Genomic DNA, 18331 nt, shown 5'->3' on the forward strand with positions numbered 1-18331 from the left:
GCGTCTAACTCAGCCGATCCAGCGATCATTTCCGCTGATCGTTTGGCTCAAGCGAATTCGTGTGACACGGCGAGGCGCGCCACCTACATACCGCGCTTCCCTTGTTGTTGTGCATGTCGTTATCCCTGCTACGCACTTTTGGGCGACATGTATCAGGAGTGGTTGATGGCGACGGACGCAATTTCGGAGAGCAGCGAAAGAAGCGATTTCTGGCAGGGCGTGCGGCTGTCGATGCCTGTCGTGGTGGCGTCGGCGCCGTTTGCGGTGCTGTTCGGTGCGCTCGCCGTCGACAATGGTTTCTCGGTCCTGGAAGCCTTCCTGATGAGCGCGCTGGTCTATGGCGGCGCCAGCCAGATGGTCGGCATCCAGCTGTTCGGCCAACATGTGGCGCCGTGGCTGATCGTGCTGTCGATCTTCGCCGTCAATTTCCGCCACGTGCTCTATTCCGCAGGCATCGGCCGGCGCATCGCGCACTGGCCTGTCACCCAGCAGGCACTTGGTTATTTCATCCTCACCGATCCGCAATTCGCGGTAGCCGAAGCGCGGGCGCAATCGGGCCAGACAGTCGGCTTTGCCTGGTATCTGGGGCTTGGCTTGCCGGTCTATCTGTTCTGGATCGTCGAAAGCGCGCTTGGCGCGCTGTTCGGCAAGCTGATCCCCGACACGCATGCGCTCGGCATCGATTTCCTGCTGCCGATCTATTTCCTCGGTCTCGTGCTGGGCTTTCGCAAGCGGCCGCTGTGGCTGCCGGTGGTCGTCGCCAGCGCCGCCGCCTCGATCATCGCCTACAAGACGGTGGGCTCGCCTTGGCATGTCTCGATTGGCGCTGTTGCCGGTGTGCTGCTGGCGGTCATCCTGCCTCCCCATCACAGCGGCGTAAAGGCACGGCCATGAGCACGACCTTCTCGATCATCATCGCCGGCGCAATCGCGACCTATCTGACGCGAATCGGCGGGCATCTGGTCATCTCCCGCTTCGAAACCATCCATCCGCGCGTCGAGGCCGGTCTCAACGCCGTGCCGGCGGCGGTGCTGACGACGCTGGTGGCGCCGGAACTGTTGAATGCCGGGCCGGCGGAATGGGCGGCTCTGGTGGTCACCGCGGTCGTCTCGCTGCGCGGTGGGTTGATGGCGATGTTTCTGGCGGGTGCGGCGATGTTGATCGTGGCGCGGCAGTTCGTCGGGTAGGGCGTATCGATATTCAGGTGATGACGGCCTGCAAACGGCGGCTTCCTGCGCTTCCGGTGCTCACGTACCCAAAAGTACGCTCCGCTCCGGTTCTCGGAACCCATCGTTTTCGGCTCGTCCTGACCTGAATCTCGACACGCCCTCGGCGCCTCAGAAAATCAGATCTTCGCGTCGTGCGGCAATGGCGCCGTCGCCTTCTCCAGCCAGGCCAGCGTTTCGCCGTCGAGCATCGGGCCGATCTCGGTCAGCACGCGCGCATGGTACGTGTCCAGCCAGTGCAACTCGTCGCGCGTCAGGAGGTCCGACTGCACCAGTCTTGTGTCGATCGGCGCCAGCGTCAGCGTCTCGAAGCCGTGCATGGCGATATCGCCGCCCTCGATCTCTTGCGCCGACGTCACCAGGATCAGGTTCTCGATGCGGATGCCGTAGGCGCCTTCCTTGTAGTAGCCCGGCTCGTTGGACAGCATCATGCCTTCGAGCAGCTTTTCGGTGCCGGTGCGGGCGATACGCTGCGGCCCTTCATGCACGGCCAGATACGAGCCGACGCCATGGCCGGTGCCGTGGGCGAAGTCGCAACCGTGCTTCCACAGCGCCATGCGCGCGACGGCATCGATCTCGGAGCCGCGCGTGCCGGCGGGAAAGCGCAAGGTGGAAATGCCGATCATGCCTTTCAGCACCAGGGTGAAGCGTTCGCGCATCTCCTGTGTCGGCTGGCCGATCGGCACGGTGCGGGTGATGTCGGTGGTGCCGTCCTGATACTGTGCGCCGGAATCGAGCAGGAACAGTTCACCGGCCTGCAGCTTGCGGCTGGTGGCGCGCGATACGCGATAATGCATGATGGCGCCGTTCGGGCCGGCGCCCGAAATGGTGTCGAAGGAGACATCGCGCAGCGGCATCTGCGTTTCCTCGCCGGTCTGCCGGCGCTGTTCCTCCAGCCGGGTGACCACCGATATCTCATCGAGCGATCCGGGTTTTTGCCGCTCCAGCCAGCACAGAAGCTTCGCCACGGCCGCACCGTCACGCCGATGCGCGGCGCGCGAGCCGTTGATCTCGGCCTGGTTCTTGGTGGCGCGCGGGATGCGGGCGGGGTCTGCTGCTGCAACGACGACGCCGCCATTGGCCTCGACCAGCATGCGCAGCCTGTCGGCCGCCAGCACCGGATCGAGCGCGATTTTCGCGCCACTCTTGGCAAGTGCCGCAATCGCCGCTTCGAATTCGCCGGGCTCATGCGGCTCGGCGAGCTGGGTGAGGTAGGCCGCGACCTGGCGCGAGAACTTGCGCTTATCCATGAAAAGCTGGTGCGACCCATCGGCGGCGAGGATGGCGAAGCCGAGCGCCAGCGGCGTGTGCGGCACGTCGCCGCCACGGATGTTGAAGGCCCAGGCGATGGAGGAGGGGTCGGTCAGCACCGCATGGGTGGCACCATCCTTGGCGATCGCCGCCGCCAGCCGCGCCAGCTTGTCCTTGGCAAGCTCGCCGGCAAAGCCGATCGGGTGAAGCTCGACGGGAGCCACCGGCGCGTCGGGCTGATCCTTCCAGATGATGTCGATCGGGTTCTTGTCGAGCGGCACCAGCACCGCACCTGATTTGTCGGCCGAGGCCTGCAGCGCCTTGACCTCGCTGATCGTGTGCAGCCATGGATCGAGGCCGAGCCGTGCGCCCTTGCCAAGATTGTCTTTGAGCCAGACAGCCGGGGGATTGTCGACCAGGCTTTCGATCGAAAAGACATCGAGATCGACCTCGCTGCGCACCTGCAGCGTGTAGCGCCCGTCGACAAAGACGAAGGCGCGATCGCGCAGGACGATGGCGACACCGGCCGAGCCGCTGAAGCCGGTCAGCCATTTCAGCCGCGCCGAGCGGTCGGCGACATACTCGCCCTGATGCTCGTCGGCACGCGGCACGATGAAGCCGTCCAGCCCGTTGGCTTCAAGCCATTGGCGCAGCAACGCCACACGCGGTTTGCCGACGGCTGGGTCGCCCGCGGAATCGAAGGTCTGGAACATTGTGGGCCTCCTGCGGTCAGCGCAACCGTAGCGTAAGGTCGCGGAAATCGGAATCGATTTCCGGCTGGGCGCAACCTGCTACAGCATCGCTTGGCTGACAACCGGTGGAACTTGGTCCAAGCTCGGTCGTTGCCGGCCTGCATGCCTCAATGCTTCAGATGGATCGTCACCCAGCCCTCGCGGTGCAAGGTGCGCACGTGGCGAAAATTCTGGCCGACATAGACCGAGATGACGGCGTCCCGCTGGCGCTCGAGGATACCCGACAGCACGATCGAACCGCCAAGTGCGATGTGACCAGCCATTTGCGGCGCCAGCCGCATCAGCGGCCGTGCCAATATGTTGGCGACGATGAGATCGAAGGGCGCGCGCTTGCCGAAGATCGGATGGTGAAAACCAGGCGCGGTTGCTGTTTCCACCAGTGCCTTGACGTGGTTGAGCCGCGCATTGGCGGCAGCCACCCGCACCGCCACCGGATCGATGTCGGTGGCCAGCACAGGAATATGCGCCAGCTTGGCGACGGCGATCGCCAGCACCGCACTGCCGGTGCCGAGGTCGAGCGCATTGCGCGGATGCTCGCGCCGAACCACTCTTTCAAGCATTTCCAAGCAGCCGGCTGTGGTGCCGTGGTGACCGGTGCCGAAGGCGAGGCCGGCCTCGATCTCGATGGCGAGTTCGCCGCTGTGGCGTTTCCTGCGGTCATGCGCGCCGTGGACGAAGAAACGGCCGGCACGCACCGGCTTCAGCTCTTCCAGAGAATGCGCCACCCAGTCGATGTCGGGCAGGGCCTCGCGCTCGATCGGCTTCGACAGGGAAAGGCCGGCAAGGATGTCCTTCAAGCGGGTCTCGACCGCATCGACGTCGCCATCGGCATAGAGCGACACTTCGTGGATGTCCTTGTCCTCGTCGACCTCCAGGACGGCGATAGGCAGCCCTTCTTCCTCGAAGGCCGCCTCGAGCGCCGCGAAAATGCTGACGGACTCGGTCTTTCCGGTGGTGAAGTAAAGGCGCGTCTGGGTCATGAAATGGTAATCAGCCTTTCGCCGCCAGCCGCTTCAGCTTGGCGATGGCCGTATCGGCGCTTTCGCCGTAGGCGATGGTGCCGGCAAAGTCGCCATTGGCGTTGAGCAGCAGCACCGAGGCGGTGTGGTCCATCGTGTAGTCGCCGTCGCCGGTGTCGACCTTCTTCCAGTAGATGCCGAACGACTTGGCCATGGCATGGACCTTGTCCGGAGCGCCCGTGATGCCGACGATGCGGTCGGAGAAATTGCTGACATAGGCGTTCATCACTTCCGGCGTGTCGCGCTCGGGATCGACCGAGACGAAATAGGCGTGCAGGTTCTTGCCGTCGTCGCCGAGCGTCTTCAGCCAGCCGGCCAGTTCGAACAGCGTGGTCGGGCAGACCTCGGGGCAATGGGTGAAGCCGAAGAAGACGACGCTGGGCTGCCCCCTGAAGGCGGCTTCGGTGATCGGCGTGCCTTTCTGGTCGACCAGGGTGAAGGCGGCCCCGAACGGTTCGCCGCCATAGTGGCCGCGGTACCAGTCGAAGGTCAGCCAGCCGATGCCGGCCGCCATCAGGACGAGAATGCCGACCAGGATAGAACGCATCATCATCAAAAGTCCGTCTGCAGAAATCGCCGCGCCGGCTCAATGCCGCGCCTGTGCGACAGTCTTAGCGGTTCGGCCTCGCACAGGCAAAGTGCCGCGTTGCCGCAACCGCGGCGGTGTCGACCTATCTGCTTGCAAAGCCGGGCTGCTCGCCCCACCTGTGACCGGCAACTCGAACCGCAGGAGGCTAGTTTGCGACGACTGGTTGGGCGACGGCTGCTTGGGCACGGACTGATTGGGCGGAAACTGATCGGCGGCGCCTTGGCCGCCTGCGTTGTCCTTGGCGCCGGTGCCGTGGTCGCCGAGGAAGTCGGCAAGGTCGGCGTCGACTGGCTCGGCAATGACATCATCGTCGAAGCGATCAAGGATCCGAAAGTGGAAGGCGTGACCTGCCACGTCTCCTATTTCGATCGCGGCATCATCGATCGCCTGCACAAGGGCAACTGGTTCGAGGATCCGTCCGATTCCTCGATCTCCTGCCGCCAGACCGGTCCGATCACCATCGGTGACATCGACATGAGTGAGGGCGGCGAGGAAGTGTTCAAGCAAGGCATCAGCCTGATCTGGAAGAAGCAGGTGGTGAACCGCATCTACGACAAGGCCAACGAGACGCTGATCTATCTCTCGCATTCGCGCCAGGTGCAGAACGGCTCGGCCAAAATGTCGGTCACCACCGTGCCGCTCTACGGTCAGAACGTGGTGTGGAGCAAAGGCAAGCCGTAACAGGCTGCCGACCTTCGGACGATTGGTCCCGCTTGCGGGACCAATCGCTCGGGGGTAAAGCCGCCGGCATGGACCGTTCCGAAAACCTCGTCCCGAAAGACCCCGAGCCACGCATCCATCCGACCGCGGAGCTGAAGGCGTGCAAGCTCGGCCGCTATGCCTCGATCGGCGAGCGAGTGGTGCTGCGCGAGGTGAATGTCGGCGACTTCTCTTATTTTGAACGCCATTCGGAAGCGATCTACACGACGATCGGCAAATTCTGCTCGATCGCCGCCAACAGCCGCATCAATGCGCTGGAGCATCCCATAGAGCGGCTGACCCAGCACAAGCTCAGCTACCGGCCGAACGAGTATTTTCGTTGGCTGGGCGTCGATGCCGCCTTCCGCGAGCGGCGGCAAGCGAAAGCGGTGACCATCGGCCATGATGTCTGGATCGGCCACGGCGCGGTGATCATGCCCGGGGTCGCCGTCGGCAACGGTGCCGTCATCGGCGCCAACGCCGTGGTGACGCGTGACGTGCCGTCCTATGCGATCGTCGCCGGCGTGCCGGCGAAGGCTCTCCGGCCACGCTTCGCTCCGGATATCGCGGCGCGGATCGAAGCTCTCGCCTGGTGGGACTGGCCGGTCGAAAAGCTGGCCAGAGCGGTTCCCGACATGCAGGCCATGCCGATCGAAGCGTTCCTCGATCGCTGGGAAAACGACGCCGTCTGACCAGTTCAAGTGCGTAGCGTTGAGACGGAGTCGGGCGACGCGCTTCAAGGCCCGCCGGACTGAAACCCCTTCCGCCATGCGGGGGTGGCGCAGCGGAAGGGGCTGGAGTTAAACCGCTGTGAAGCGGAAGGAACAGGCACTCTCGCCTGCAGGGTCATTGTGACATTGAACCCATAAGGCGTGTTTTCCAGGCTATTCTCCCTATGCGTGTAGGCAATTGTACCTGAGGTATTTGCTTGCATCGGGAACCTGAAACGGTCGCTGATTGTTCTCATCGCGCCGCAGCGTTGAGGATTTCGATAGATGGAAAAGCATTTCACCAAGGTCGCCAACTGGGTCGCCCGCATAGCCGGCCTGCCGCCGACATTCGCCCTCTGTTGCCTGATCGTCATCGTCTGGGCGGTGAGCGGTCCGTTCTTCGGCTTTTCGGACACCTGGCAGCTCGTCATCAACACGGGCACGACCATCATCACCTTCCTGATGGTCTTCCTGATCCAGAACACTCAGAACCGCGACGGCGCGGCGATCCAGGCCAAGCTCGACGAACTGATCCGGGTCGGCAAGGGCCACAACCACTTCATAGGCATCGAGCATCTGACCGAATCCGAAGTCGAGGAAATCCGCGCCAAATGCGAGCGTGCGGCAAAGCGGCATGACGAACAGATCGCCGACATGGCAGCGAAGAAGGTTGTGACGAGGAAGCGCGGGTCGAAAAAGCAGGCGGCCTAAGATCAGTCCTTCATGAACGCCGCGAAACTGTCCTTGTGGTCCGGATGCCAGCGGGACAGGGCTGGGCGGTTCTCGATGATGTCGCCGATCGCCCAGGCCATGCGCTTTTCATCCAGCGGGCGGGCCGCCTCATTGTCCGGGCACAGGATGTAGAAATCGCCTCTGGTCAGGGATTCCAGCATGAAATCCACAACCTGTTCGCCGGTCCAGGCGCCGGCCGGTTTTTCCGTCGCGCCCTCGGTCAGGCCGGTAAAGGTGAAGCCGGGGATCAGCAGATGGGCAGCGACATGGGCGCCGGGTTCGTTGCGTAACGCATGCGCCAGGCCCTCGGTGAAGGTTTTCACCCCTGCCTTGGAGACATTGTAGGCAAGATTGCCGGGCGGCGTGGTGATGCCTTGCTTGGAGCCGGTGTTGACGATCAGACCCGGCCCGGCCGAGGCCAGCATGCGCGGCGCGAAGGCCTCCACGCCATGCACGACGCCCCAGAAATTGATGTCCAACAGCCGTTTCCAGGCATCGCGGTTTTCCCATGGCTTTCCGGGATTGTCGCCGACGCCGGCATTGTTCATCAGCAGCGACACGCCGTCGAAGGCGCCGAACGCCCTCTCGGCGAGGCGGTCCACCTCATCCGCCTTCGAAACGTCGGCGGCGACGGCAAGCACGGCATCGTCGCCGGCAATCGCAGAAACGGCGCGCGAGGCGTCGTCAAGCCGCGCGCCGCCAATGTCGGCCAGCACGATCTTCATGCCCATCAGTGCAAGCCGCTTGGCGGCCGCCAGACCGATGCCGCTGGCGGCGCCGGTGATCACGGCGGCATTGCCTGGGGCAAGCGCGGGCAGGGCGGTCTGGATCTCGGCGTCGGTGATCATGGGCGATGGGTTCCTTGTTCGATGCGCCGAACTTAGCGCCGGAACCGATCGGTGCAAGCCTCTGCTCGCCTTGTCGGGTTGACCAGTTCGGTCGAGGCTGCGCATGTTGCCCTTTGCCTCCGCAAAAGAGATTTTGCCCTGGGGACAAACGGAGATTTCCTGATTGACGGACTGGGTTGCAATCCTGAAAGAACAGACCGCCATTGGCGACCAGATGGGCCGCGAGGTGCCGCAGATGCTGGCCAACCCCGACATCAGCGAAACGCAGGTGAAGACGCTCTTTTCCGCCCTGGAGAAACAAGCCGAGTTCGTCGAGAAGCTGCGCATGGCGCTGGAAAAGTTCGGCCATGATTTCTCGATCATCAAGGCCGCGGAACGGCTGGAGGAGCGCTATGCCGACCTTGCCGCATCGGTGGCGGAAAAACTGAAAGCGATGCGCAAGTAGCGCAACTCTGGGAAAGACGTGCAACGCTTTGCCTTGAAAATGCGTGAAGACAGCTACTTTTCAATCACCCGCGCAAAGCGCGTATCCGGTACGAGCCATATCATCGCGACCAGCACATAGAGTGCGACGCCGATCCACTGGCTGACGAAGGTCAGCACGACGGCTGCGATGTAGACAGTCAGCGAGAGCTTCCCCTTGCGGTCAGTACCCAGCGCCTTGGCAAAGGCGGTATCATTGCCGTGCAGCCGATGCAGCGCGGCGGCGAGTATGGTGTAGGCGATGGCGCATAGCGCGAGGTCGGTGCCATAGACGGCGACCGGCACCGGCGCAAAGTGGTTCTCGCCCATGAAGGCTGTGGTCACCGGCATCAGCGACAGCCAGAACAGCAGATTGAGGTTGGCCCACAGCACGCGCCCGTCGACCCGCTGCACGGCGTGGAACATGTTGTGCAAATTGTTCCAGTAGATGCCGACATTGATGAAGGACAGCACGTAGCAGAAGAAGATCGGCCACAACGGCACCAGGACGGAGAAATCCTCGCCATGCGGCACTTTCAACTCAAGCACCATGATGGTGATGATGATAGCCACGACGCCGTCGGTGAATGCCTCGACCCTGCCTTTGCCCATGGATCCCACCTTTGCCCGCGATGAATTGTCGAAAGAGAGTAAACGCTAGCGGATGTTGGGGAGCCAATAAATGGCAACCGGGAAATTCCTCAACCATGTCCAAGGAAAATCCGGCATCAGTCCCGCTGGTCAGGACGATTACGGCCGCCCACCGTTGACTTTTCTTGGCTTGGCCGCTCCTCTTGCAGGGCAGTCTTGGCCGAAGCAGATGTACGGCCGGGATTCTAATGGAGGGGACTGATGAGATTTCGTTTTCTGCTTGTGGTCGCGACCATCCTGGCCGCGGTCTTCGGGACGTCGGCCGCGGCCTTCGCCTACAGCGCCCACACCTCGACCAACCTCAACGTCCGCAGCGGGCCGGGAGCGGGATACGCCAGGGTGGGAACGCTGCCCGCCGGCTTCAGGGTCAATGTCACCGGCTGCCAGCCGGGCTGGTGTAGAATCCACGGCGGCGGCGTGAGCGGCTGGGCCAGCGCCGGTTATCTCGAACGCTCCCAGATCGTTCGCCCGCCGATCATCATCGTGCGCCCGCCGCATCGGCCGCACTGGCAGCACAGGCCGCACCGTCCTCCGCACCATCGCCCGCCGCACAAGCCGCGCCCCGGCAAGTGCAAGATCGCGCCCGGCTTCCCCTGCAGGTGAGGCCGACCGGTTGAGCGATAGATGACGGATCGGAGCCGCGATCCGAGCCTGTTCAGCCGGCAGATATCCCGCTCAAGCAAGGTCCACGGTGCTGTCAGGAGCCTCCCTGTCGGCTGGAACGTCGTGGATGAAACCGCGTTAAATCCTCGATCCCCGAAATTGGTGACGAGGTTGGCCATGGCCATTCGCAATTTTGCGCATACGCACGAAGGAGCAGGTGGCGACGCTCTTGCAATCCCCACCGTCGCCGCGATGATTGCGGTGCTGTTTGCCGGCAGCACGGTGCTGACGCCGCTCTATATCGTGTACAAGCAGCAATTCGGCTTTTCACAAATCACCCTGACGCTGATCTACGCCGTGTATGTCGTCGGCAATCTGGCGGCATTGGTGATGTTCGGCGGGGTGTCCGATGTCGTCGGGCGCCGGCCCGCGAGCCTGGCGGCGATGCTTGTCGCCATCGTCAGTGCGCTTGTCTTCCTGTTTGCCGGAAACGTCGTCTCGCTCGACGTCGCCCGCATCCTGAGCGGGCTTGGCATCGGCGTCGGCGCGGGGACCGGAACTGCGTGGATTGCCGAGCTTCTTCCCGGCGCGGACAAGTCGCGCGCCAGTGTGATCGCCACCAGCACCAATTTCCTCGGCCTCGGCTTCGGCGCACTGATTTCGGGACTTCTGGCTGAATATGAGCCATGGCCGTTGCGGCTGATCTTCATCGTCTATCTGGCAGCACTTTTGGTGGTAACGATCCTGGTCTGGCGCACTCGCGAAACGGTGGCGAAGCCGGGCGGCCTGCGGCGGCTTTCCTTGCGGCCGCAACTTTCCGTCCCGGAGGAAATCCGTGCGCGCTTCGTCGCGCCGGCGGTGACCGGCTTCGGCGCGATGGCGCTGGTCGGGTTCTACGCCGCGTTGGCGCCGAGCATCCTGGCGCAGCAGCTGCATGTGACCAACCACGCCGTCGCCGGCGCGCTGTTCTTCGAACTGGCGATCGTCACCGCGATCAGCATTGTCGTTCTGATGCACATGAAGAGCAACAAAGCGATGCTGGCTGCGCTGGCATTGATGATCCCAAGCGTCTCGTTGGTGGTGGCGGCGCAGACACTGGCCTCGATGGCACTGATGGTTGCTGCGACGGCCTGTTGCGGCGTTGCGGCGGCGCTTGGTTACCGTGGCGGGCTGCAAGTGGTGAACGAGATCGCGCCAAAGGCTCGTCGCGCCGAAGTGGTGTCCAGCTTCTTCATCTGCTGCTTTGTCGGCAACGCCTTGCCCGTCATCGGCATCGGCATCGTTTCGACCTATGCCAGTCCTATCACTGCCAGCCTGGCATTCGCCGGCGTGATCGTGGCGTTTGCGTTGGTGGCACCGGCTTTTGAGCTGAAACAACACGGGCGTTGAGCCCTGGAGCTGTCCAGCGGAACCGGGTTGGCTTCAGCCGTTCGGTGTTTCAGGCGAAAGATGCGCGCGTCCGCGCGGCACGCCAAGACCGGTGTCCGGCGGCTCGCCGGCGGCCGGCCTGTTCTCGATCATGTGCGTGGTGCGCCAGCGGCCGAAACGGTAGTAGGCAGCGGCCAGTACAAGCGAGCTGATCGAACCCACCGGGAAACTCCACCACAGCGCTTCCTCGCCGATCACGCCACGCATGAAATAGGCAAAGCCGGTGCGCACGATCAGCACCGAAATGACCAGGATGATCAGCGGCGGCATCACGGCACCCGTGGCTCGTACGGTGGCAAACAGCACGATGGTTATGCCGAACAGGATGAACGACCACGAGGCGACATTGTTGATGTGGACGGCGATGTCGATCGCAGCACTATCGCTGCTCAGGAACAGGCTCAGCACCGAACGGTCGAAAACCGACAGCACGGCAACCAGCGCGCCGGTCAGGACCAGGTTGAAGCCGACGCCGGAGGCGGCGATGCGGCCGATCCGGTCCCAGCGCCCGGCGCCGACATTTTGTGCCGCCATCGAGGACACCGCGGCGCCGATGGCGAGCGCCGGCATCTGGATGTAGGTCCACAGTTGGGCGGCGATGCCGTAAGCGGCCGCGACCTGCGAGCCGTTGGAGTTGACCATGCCCATCACTGTCAATGCAGCCGCGGAGATGACGATCATCTGCAGACCCATCGGCACGCCCTTGAAGACGACGATGCGCAGCAAGGTGGGATCGGGCCGCAGCAGAGCGAGGTTGGCGCCGGCCAGCCGCAGCGGATGCTTGCGCACATAGAGCACGATCAGGATGGCGATCACGCTTACCGTCTGGCCGATCAGCGTCGACGTGGCGGAGCCGGCGATACCGAGTTCGGGAAACGGCCCGATGCCGGCGATGAGCAATGGGTTGAGCACGATGTCGAGGACGACGGCCAGCGCCATGAAGAAGAAGGGCGTGCGTGAATCGCCGGCACCGCGCAGCACGGTCATGACGAAGGACAGAAGGTTCATCATCGGCACGGCGACGAAGATGATGCGCAGATAGGAGCGCGCCAGCGGCAAGGCATCGGCCGGTGTGCCGAGCGTGTTGAGAATGGCGTCGACCCAGATCCAGCCGCAGACCGCGAAGACAACCGAGACGAGGAAGAAGAACGTCGCGCTGGTGCCGACGATGCGGCGCGCCTCGGGCAGGTCGCGGGCACCGACCGACTGGGCCACCAGGATGGTGGCCGCCATGCCGATGCCGAACACAGTGCCGAGGATCAGGAACAGGACGAGGTTGGCGTTGGAGGTGGCGGTCAGCGCCGATTCGCCGAGGAAACGGCCGACCCAGACGGCGTTGATCGAACCGTTGAGCGACTGCAGCACGTTGGAGCCGAGCACCGGCAGGGCGAACAGCAGAAGCGTGCGCGGGATCGGGCCGCTGGTCAGGTCGCCGGTGCCCCGGCGCGCGGGCATTTTTTCGTCCATGGCGGGCAGCTCGGCGGATGGTGATTTGGATCCAGTCCACGATGATATCGCAGGCGGGACCGAGATGCACCCTTGCGAACGCGCCGCACGGTTGAAAGGCCGCTGCCCCGTTCATGCCCAGCCGCGAGCCCCAGCGGACGCGCCAAGCGCGCCCGCCCGGGCAGTGGTGGTTACTTCTTGGCCAGACCCGGCAGCGTGACCTGATAGACCAGGAACATGGTGTCGACATTGGCGCCGTCTTCGGCCTTGTAGGGCGCGCCGACCTGAAAACCGTCCTGGGCGAGGAAGTCGTTGTCGTTGGCGACGAACAGGAAGTAGTCGTCGGGCAGCTTCGGATCCAGAACGCTGACCACTGACATCGCCTCCCACTTCTCGGACAGGTTATCCTGGTCGTTGGGCGCGCCATTGTGCAGGCCGAAGCGGCCGAGCTCGGCACTGTCGTTGATGTCGATGAATGGCGTCAGCTTGGCCGGTGTCACCGATGGGTCGACGACGCCCTTGGGGGCGACCGGCTTGTCAGCGGCGTCGAAGGCGCCGCCGGCGATGTCGGTCGCGGTGGATAGGTCGACGACGTTGACCTGGCGATAGAGCGAGGTGTGGCCCTTCAGCCCCTGGCCGTTGCCGCTGTCGCGCGCCAGCATCAGGAAGGTCTGATCCGACAGTGCCACGATCTCGCTCTGCGCGGCGACCTTGGTCTTGCCCTTGGCATCCTTGAACACCGGCAGCGGCACGACATACTCATGCGCCAGCTTGAGATGGCCGAGGTCGGATGCGTCGTAGACCAGGGCGCGGGTGTTCTGGCGCGTGGCGGGCGAATCGCCGCCGTCCTGCCGGGGCGCCGACTGCAGCACGGCGATCAGGAACTTGCCGTCTGGCGTCATTGCCATGCCTTCGAGGCCTTGGTTGTTCTGGCGGCCGGTTTCGGGATCCTTCGGATCGGGCTCGGCGGCACCGGGTCCCGGATTGTCCGAGGCGAAGTTCGGCGTGCCGTGGCGCATCGGCACGAGGGCGGCCGGTGGCTGGGTTGCCGACAGCAGATGCCCGTCGGCGGAAAACCGATAGATGTTCGGGCCGTATTCGTCGGAGATGAACATCGAACCGTCGGGCAGCCGCACGATCGCCTCGTTGTCGAGCGCCAGCTTGCCATTGTCGGCTTGCGGCAGGATCGGCATGTCGCCGCTTGCCGCGCGCACGCCGTTGAGCGGGTCGAGGCCGGTGGCATCAGCGCCCTTGTCGTCGGTGAGCAGCATGGTGTCGGCGAGCGTCGCCTTGACGCCCGTCTGCTCCTGGCCGGCAGCGGGTGCGGCACCCAATGCGGTCGGCATGAATTCTATGCCGATGGTGTTGAGGCGCGGCCGGTAGTCGGTGGTGCCGACGACATTGTAGCCGCGGTCGGGCAGCAGCCAGAGCGAACCCTTGTAACCATCGGCGCCGTGCGTCCAGCCTGATGTGTCGATCGCCATGCCGGAGCCCGAGCCGAAGGTCTCGCCGAACTTGTCGCGCTGAGCGGCCGGGATGCGGCCGACACCGACCAGCCCCTTGTTGACGAGGCCGCCGACGGTCGCGGTGCTGTCGGCGAGCGCCGGCGTCAAGGCGGTGAACAAGGCCAGCGCGACGCCGAGCGACGCGGTTCGGTACAGGTGTTTCATGGATAATCCTCTTTGTGACGGATGTGCCGCGAGGCGCGACATCGATGATGCCGCGCAGGCCTCCCCGAAACGCGGTCTACGGCGCGAACATGATGCTTACGTGACAGCGCGCGGTGCATGCCGGCGGTCGACGAAAAACGATGCGCGCGCGCGGCACTAGACACTTATGTCCAGTGAATATATGCTCCAGCCTTCGGACTAACCGTGGAGGGGAAGCCTTGAAGTCGCACTACCGCGCAGTCGTCATCGGAGGTGGCGTGGTTGGAGCCTCGGTGCTCTATCACCTGACGCGGTTCGGCTGGAGGGATGTGGCGCTGATCGAGCGCGCCGAACTGACGGCCGGTTCGACGTGGCACGCGGCGGCAGGCTTCCATTCGCTCAACGCGGATCCCAACGTGGCGGCGCTGCAGGACTACACCATCAATCTCTACCGGGAGATCGAGGCCGAATCCGGCTGGGATATCGGCCTGCACATGAAGGGCGGCGTCAACATCGCCAGCGATCCCGCGCGCTGGGAGTGGCTGAAATCGGCCTGGGCGGTGTTCCAGTCGGTCGGCATCGAGACCGCTAGGTTGGTAACGCCCGATGAGATCAAGACGATCTGCCCGATCGTCGACGTCACCGGTGTGCTTGGCGGGCTGCATGATTCCAACGAAGGCCATCTCGACCCGTACGGCACGACGCATGCCTATGCGGGTGCTGCGAAGAAGCGCGGCGCCGACATCATCCTGCGCAACCGGGTCGTCGAGTTGAAGCCGCGCGCCGACGGTCGCTGGGATGTCATCACGGAGCAGGGCACCATCATCGCCGAGCATGTCGTCAATGCCGGCGGGCTGTGGGCAAAGCAGCTCGGCCGCATGGCCGGCGTCGACCTGCCGGTGACGCCGATGGAGCACCATTATTTCATCACTGAGGACATTCCCGAGATCGCGGCGCTGGACAGGGAAATCGGCATCGCCGTCGATCTCGATGGCTTTTCGTATCTCCGGCAGGAGCGCAAGGGCGTGCTGCTGGGCGTTTACGAGCAGAATCCGAAGCACTGGAACATGGATGGTGCGCCATGGGACTACGGCATCGAGCTGATCCCGGAAGACATCGATCGCATCAGCCCGGAACTCGCCAAGGCGCATGAGCGCTTCCCTTGCCTGGCGACTGCCGGCATCCGCAAATGGGTCAACGGTGCCTTCACCTTCACCCCGGACGGCAATCCGATTGTCGGGCCGGTGCGGGGGCTGAAGAATTACTGGGTCGCCTGCGGCGTCATGGCCGGTTTCAGCCAGGGCGGCGGCGTCGGCAAGTCGCTGGCCGAATGGATGATTTACGGCGAACCGCAGGCCGACATTTTTGGCATGGACATCGCCCGCTACGGCGCCTTCGCCGCCAACCGGGAATATCTCAAGCAGACCACGCGCCAGTTCTATTCGCGCCGCTTCGTCATGACCTTTCCCAATGAACGGCTGCCCGCCGGCCGGCCGCTGAAACGCCCCGGCGCCTATGACGGCATGACGGCCGCGGGATGCGAATGGACGGCTTCCTGGGGGTTGGAAATCCCGGCCTATTTCGCGCCGATGGGATTTGCCGAGAACACGACGCTGCGGCGCTCCAACGCCTTCGACATCGTCGGCGACGAGGCGCTGCAGGTGCGGCGCGCCGCCGGTCTCGTCGATATCTCGGCCTATTCGCGCTATGCGGTGGCGGGGCCAGGTGCGGAAGCCTGGCTCGACCGGCTGCTCGCCTGCAAGCTGCCGAAACCCGGACGGGCCGGCCTGGCGCCAATGCTCGGTCTTGACGGACGGCTGAAGGGCGACCTCACCGTCTTCAACTGGGGCGGCGGCAGCTATTGGCTGATGGGCTCCTACTATCTCCGGGAATTCCACATGCGCTGGTTCGAGAGCCATGCGGCTGAAGGCGTCACCGTCGCCGACCTGTCCGACACGATGAGCGGCTTTCTGCTGACCGGGCCGAACGCGCGCAAAATACTGGAGCGAACGACGCATCAGGATGTTTCCGGCGCAGCGCTGCCGTTCATGGCCTGCGGCGCATTTGATATCGGCATGGTGCAGGCACGTGTTGCGCGGCTGTCGATATCAGGCGAACTCGGCTTCGAAATCAGTTGCCCCGTGACCATGCATGCCACTCTGCGCGACACGCTGCTGGGCGCTGGCGAGGATCTGGGCCTTGCCGAAATCGGCTACTATGCGCTCAATGCGCTGCGGCTGGAGAAGAGCTTTGGCATCTGGTCGCGCGAATTCACGCAAGGCTACACGCCGGGCCAGACCGGTCTCGACCGGTTCATCGCTTTCGGCAAGAGCGACTTCATCGGCCGCGAAGCTGCCTTGAAACAGCGCGAGGCCGGTAGCGGCCAAAGCCTTGTGACCCTGGAAATCGATGCGTTCGACGCCGACGCCAGCGGCTTCGAGCCGGTCTGGTATCAGGGCCGACGCGTCGGCTTCGTCACGTCGGGCGGCTATGGCTATACGGTCGGCAAGAGCCTGGCGCTGGCGCTGGTCGACCGCGATGTTGCAGGCGAGGGCACCGCGCTCTCCGTAAATGTCGTGGGTGAGGAACGGCCGGCGCATGTCGTCGCGGCCTCGCCCTACGATCCCGAGGGCAAGGCAATGCGGCAATGAGGAGGATTTCCGATGGTCGATGACGCGGCACGGGATGGCAGGCGCGAACGCCGGCGTGGACGCACGGGCGAGGCCGGCAGCGAAAGCAGCCGCCGGCCGAATTACCATTCGCTGAAGAACCCGTTCCTGCCGCAGCCGATCTTTTCGGACGATCAGGTGGCCGCGATTCACGACACCGCGCTGCGGGTGCTGGAAGAGCTCGGCATCAAGGTGCTGCTGCCGCAGGCGCGTGAGCTTTTCGCCAGCGCCGGCGCGCTGGTCGATCCGGACACCGACATGGTGCGCATCGGGCGCGACATGGTGACGACGGCACTCGCCTCGGCGCCGAGATCGATCCACGCTCACGCCGGTTCGCGCGCCCGCGATCTGACGCTGGAGCTCGGCTCGATGACCTTCCTGGCCGGATGCGGGGCGCCGAACGTCACCGATCTCGAGCGCGGCCGGCGGCCGGGAACACTGGCGGATTTCGAGGATCTCATGCGGCTGGTGCAGCATTTCGACGTGCTGCATATGCTGGGGCCCTGCATCGAACCGCAGGATGTCGACAACCGCTTTCGGCACTATGCCGTCAACCGCGCGCAGCTGACGCTGTCGGACAAGTTTCCATTCGTCTTCGCGCGCGGCACGCCGCAAGTCCAGGACGGGTTCGAGATGCTTCGTCTGGCGCGCGGCCTGTCGCAGGACGAGTTTCTGGCAAATGCATATTGCTACACCGTCATCAACACCAACTCGCCGCGCCAGCTCGACATCCCGATGGCGCAAGGCATCATCGATTTCGCCCGCGCGGGCCAAATCTCCGTCATCACGCCGTTCTGCCTGGCAGGCGCCATGGCGCCGATCACGGTGGCCGGCGCGTTGACGCTGCAGCACGCCGAAGCGCTGGCCGGGCTGACGCTGGCGCAGATCGTGCGGCCGGGTGCGCCGGTCGTCTATGGCTCGTTCTCTTCCAATGTCGACATGAAATCCGGTGCGCCGGCCTTCGGTACGCCCGAGCATGTCAAGGCGACGCTGGGCGCCGGCCAGCTGGCGCGCTTCACCGGACTGCCGTGGCGGTCCGGCGGCGGCAGTGCCGCAAACATCTCGGATGCGCAGGCCGCGCACGAAACGCAGTTCGCGCTGTGGGGTTCGGTACTGGCTGGGGCGACGATGTGCATCCATGCCGCCGGCTGGCTGGAGGGCGGCCTCAGTGTCTCCTTCGAGAAGCTGATCACCGACATCGAGGCGCTGCAGACGGTGGCTGAACTCTGTGCCGTAACCCCGGGTGACAGCGATGCCATCGGTTTCGAGGCGATCGCCGAGGTGCAGCCGGGCGGCCATTTCTTCTCGGCCGGCCACACCATGGTGCGCTACCGCACCGCCTTCTACGAACCGCTGGTGGCCGACTGGTCGAATTTCGGCAATTGGACGCAAAGTGGGTCGAAGACGGCGAGCGAGCGCGCCACCGGCGTCTGGAGGCGGGTGCTTTCCGATTTCGCGCCGCCGGCAACGGCTGCCGCCACCGCCGGCGTGCTGGATGAGTTTATCGCGCGGCGCACGGCAGAGGGCGGAGCGGCGCCGGTGTCTTAAGGCCGGCTCTCGCTGATCGCCCTGGTTGTGGCGCGATCCGGAGCCTACA

General features: G+C 64.2%; 17 protein-coding genes. 10 read left to right on the forward strand and 7 right to left on the reverse strand.

Annotation, left to right across the window (positions count from 1 at the left end; genetic code table 11):
- The first annotated feature begins 165 nt into the window (after window positions 1-165).
- Window positions 166-894, forward strand: a complete 729-nt coding sequence (locus tag EOA19_RS10335; protein WP_128303502.1) for an AzlC family ABC transporter permease — start codon at window positions 166-168, stop codon at window positions 892-894.
- Window positions 891-1187, forward strand: a complete 297-nt coding sequence (locus EOA19_RS10340) for an AzlD family protein (RefSeq protein ID WP_128303503.1) — start codon at window positions 891-893, stop codon at window positions 1185-1187. Before EOA19_RS10335 ends, EOA19_RS10340 begins: the two co-directional genes overlap by 4 nt.
- Window positions 1188-1345: 158 nt before the next feature.
- Here EOA19_RS10340 and EOA19_RS10345 read toward each other — a convergent pair whose 3' ends face one another.
- The 3 genes from EOA19_RS10345 to EOA19_RS10355 all read right to left on the reverse strand — a co-directional run bounded on the left by EOA19_RS10345 (window position 1346) and on the right by EOA19_RS10355 (window position 4798).
- Window positions 1346-3190 (reverse strand): aminopeptidase P family protein, encoded by a 1845-nt coding sequence (locus tag EOA19_RS10345; RefSeq protein ID WP_128303504.1) that lies wholly within the window; start codon window positions 3188-3190, stop codon window positions 1346-1348.
- Window positions 3191-3336: 146 nt separating this feature from the next.
- Complete coding sequence (locus EOA19_RS10350; protein WP_128303505.1) at window positions 3337-4209, reverse strand: 50S ribosomal protein L11 methyltransferase; 873 nt, start codon at window positions 4207-4209, stop codon at window positions 3337-3339.
- 10 nt (window positions 4210-4219) lie between these two features.
- Window positions 4220-4798 (reverse strand): SCO family protein, encoded by a 579-nt coding sequence (locus tag EOA19_RS10355; RefSeq protein WP_128303538.1) that lies wholly within the window; start codon window positions 4796-4798, stop codon window positions 4220-4222.
- Window positions 4799-4987: 189 nt separating this feature from the next.
- Here EOA19_RS10355 and EOA19_RS10360 point away from each other — a divergent pair, with 189 nt between their 5' ends.
- The 3 genes from EOA19_RS10360 (at window position 4988) to EOA19_RS10370 (ending at window position 6957) form a co-directional block, all read left to right on the forward strand.
- Window positions 4988-5518, forward strand: coding sequence for a CreA family protein (locus EOA19_RS10360; protein ID WP_245486122.1), 531 nt, complete (start codon window positions 4988-4990; stop codon window positions 5516-5518).
- 68 nt (window positions 5519-5586) lie between these two features.
- Window positions 5587-6228 (forward strand): DapH/DapD/GlmU-related protein, encoded by a 642-nt coding sequence (locus tag EOA19_RS10365; RefSeq protein ID WP_128303506.1) that lies wholly within the window; start codon window positions 5587-5589, stop codon window positions 6226-6228.
- 303 nt (window positions 6229-6531) lie between these two features.
- The gene (locus tag EOA19_RS10370; protein WP_128303507.1) at window positions 6532-6957 is read left to right on the forward strand and encodes a low affinity iron permease family protein; all 426 of its coding nucleotides are present in this window, start codon (window positions 6532-6534) and stop codon (window positions 6955-6957) included.
- 2 nt (window positions 6958-6959) lie between these two features.
- On the opposite strand, the gene EOA19_RS10375 is transcribed toward EOA19_RS10370, so the two are convergent.
- Entirely contained in the window at window positions 6960-7826 is an 867-nt protein-coding gene (locus EOA19_RS10375; protein ID WP_128303508.1) for an SDR family NAD(P)-dependent oxidoreductase, read from the reverse strand.
- Between the two features lie 163 nt (window positions 7827-7989).
- On the opposite strand from EOA19_RS10375, the gene EOA19_RS10380 reads away from it, so the two are divergent.
- Window positions 7990-8271, forward strand: a complete 282-nt coding sequence (locus tag EOA19_RS10380) for a hypothetical protein (RefSeq protein WP_023813121.1) — start codon at window positions 7990-7992, stop codon at window positions 8269-8271.
- 53 nt (window positions 8272-8324) lie between these two features.
- Here the strand turns inward: EOA19_RS10380 and EOA19_RS10385 are convergent, their stop codons facing one another.
- On the reverse strand, window positions 8325-8900 hold the full coding sequence (locus EOA19_RS10385) for a TMEM175 family protein (RefSeq protein WP_128303509.1): 576 nt from the start codon (window positions 8898-8900) through the stop codon (window positions 8325-8327).
- Window positions 8901-9140: 240 nt separating this feature from the next.
- Between EOA19_RS10385 and EOA19_RS10390 the strand changes: the two genes are divergently transcribed.
- Window positions 9141-9542, forward strand: a complete 402-nt coding sequence (locus EOA19_RS10390; RefSeq protein WP_023813119.1) for an SH3 domain-containing protein — start codon at window positions 9141-9143, stop codon at window positions 9540-9542.
- 177 nt (window positions 9543-9719) lie between these two features.
- A complete protein-coding gene (locus tag EOA19_RS10395; protein WP_128303510.1) occupies window positions 9720-10931 on the forward strand; it encodes an MFS transporter in 1212 nt (403 codons plus the stop codon).
- A gap of 33 nt (window positions 10932-10964) precedes the next feature.
- On the opposite strand, the gene EOA19_RS10400 is transcribed toward EOA19_RS10395, so the two are convergent.
- Together EOA19_RS10400 and EOA19_RS10405 are read right to left on the reverse strand one after the other, a co-directional pair.
- On the reverse strand, window positions 10965-12425 hold the full coding sequence (locus EOA19_RS10400) for an MATE family efflux transporter (protein ID WP_245486124.1): 1461 nt from the start codon (window positions 12423-12425) through the stop codon (window positions 10965-10967).
- A 182-nt stretch (window positions 12426-12607) separates the two neighbouring features.
- Window positions 12608-14086, reverse strand: coding sequence for an esterase-like activity of phytase family protein (locus EOA19_RS10405; protein WP_128303512.1), 1479 nt, complete (start codon window positions 14084-14086; stop codon window positions 12608-12610).
- A 218-nt stretch (window positions 14087-14304) separates the two neighbouring features.
- Between EOA19_RS10405 and EOA19_RS10410 the strand changes: the two genes are divergently transcribed.
- Together EOA19_RS10410 and EOA19_RS10415 are read left to right on the forward strand one after the other, a co-directional pair.
- Window positions 14305-16716, forward strand: a complete 2412-nt coding sequence (locus EOA19_RS10410; protein WP_128303513.1) for an FAD-dependent oxidoreductase — start codon at window positions 14305-14307, stop codon at window positions 16714-16716.
- 12 nt (window positions 16717-16728) lie between these two features.
- Window positions 16729-18282, forward strand: a complete 1554-nt coding sequence (locus EOA19_RS10415) for a trimethylamine methyltransferase family protein (protein ID WP_128303514.1) — start codon at window positions 16729-16731, stop codon at window positions 18280-18282.
- Window positions 18283-18331 lie beyond the last annotated feature (49 nt).

This window comes from Mesorhizobium sp. M7A.F.Ca.US.010.02.1.1, assembly GCF_004023085.1.
Classification (GTDB): domain Bacteria; phylum Pseudomonadota; class Alphaproteobacteria; order Rhizobiales; family Rhizobiaceae; genus Mesorhizobium.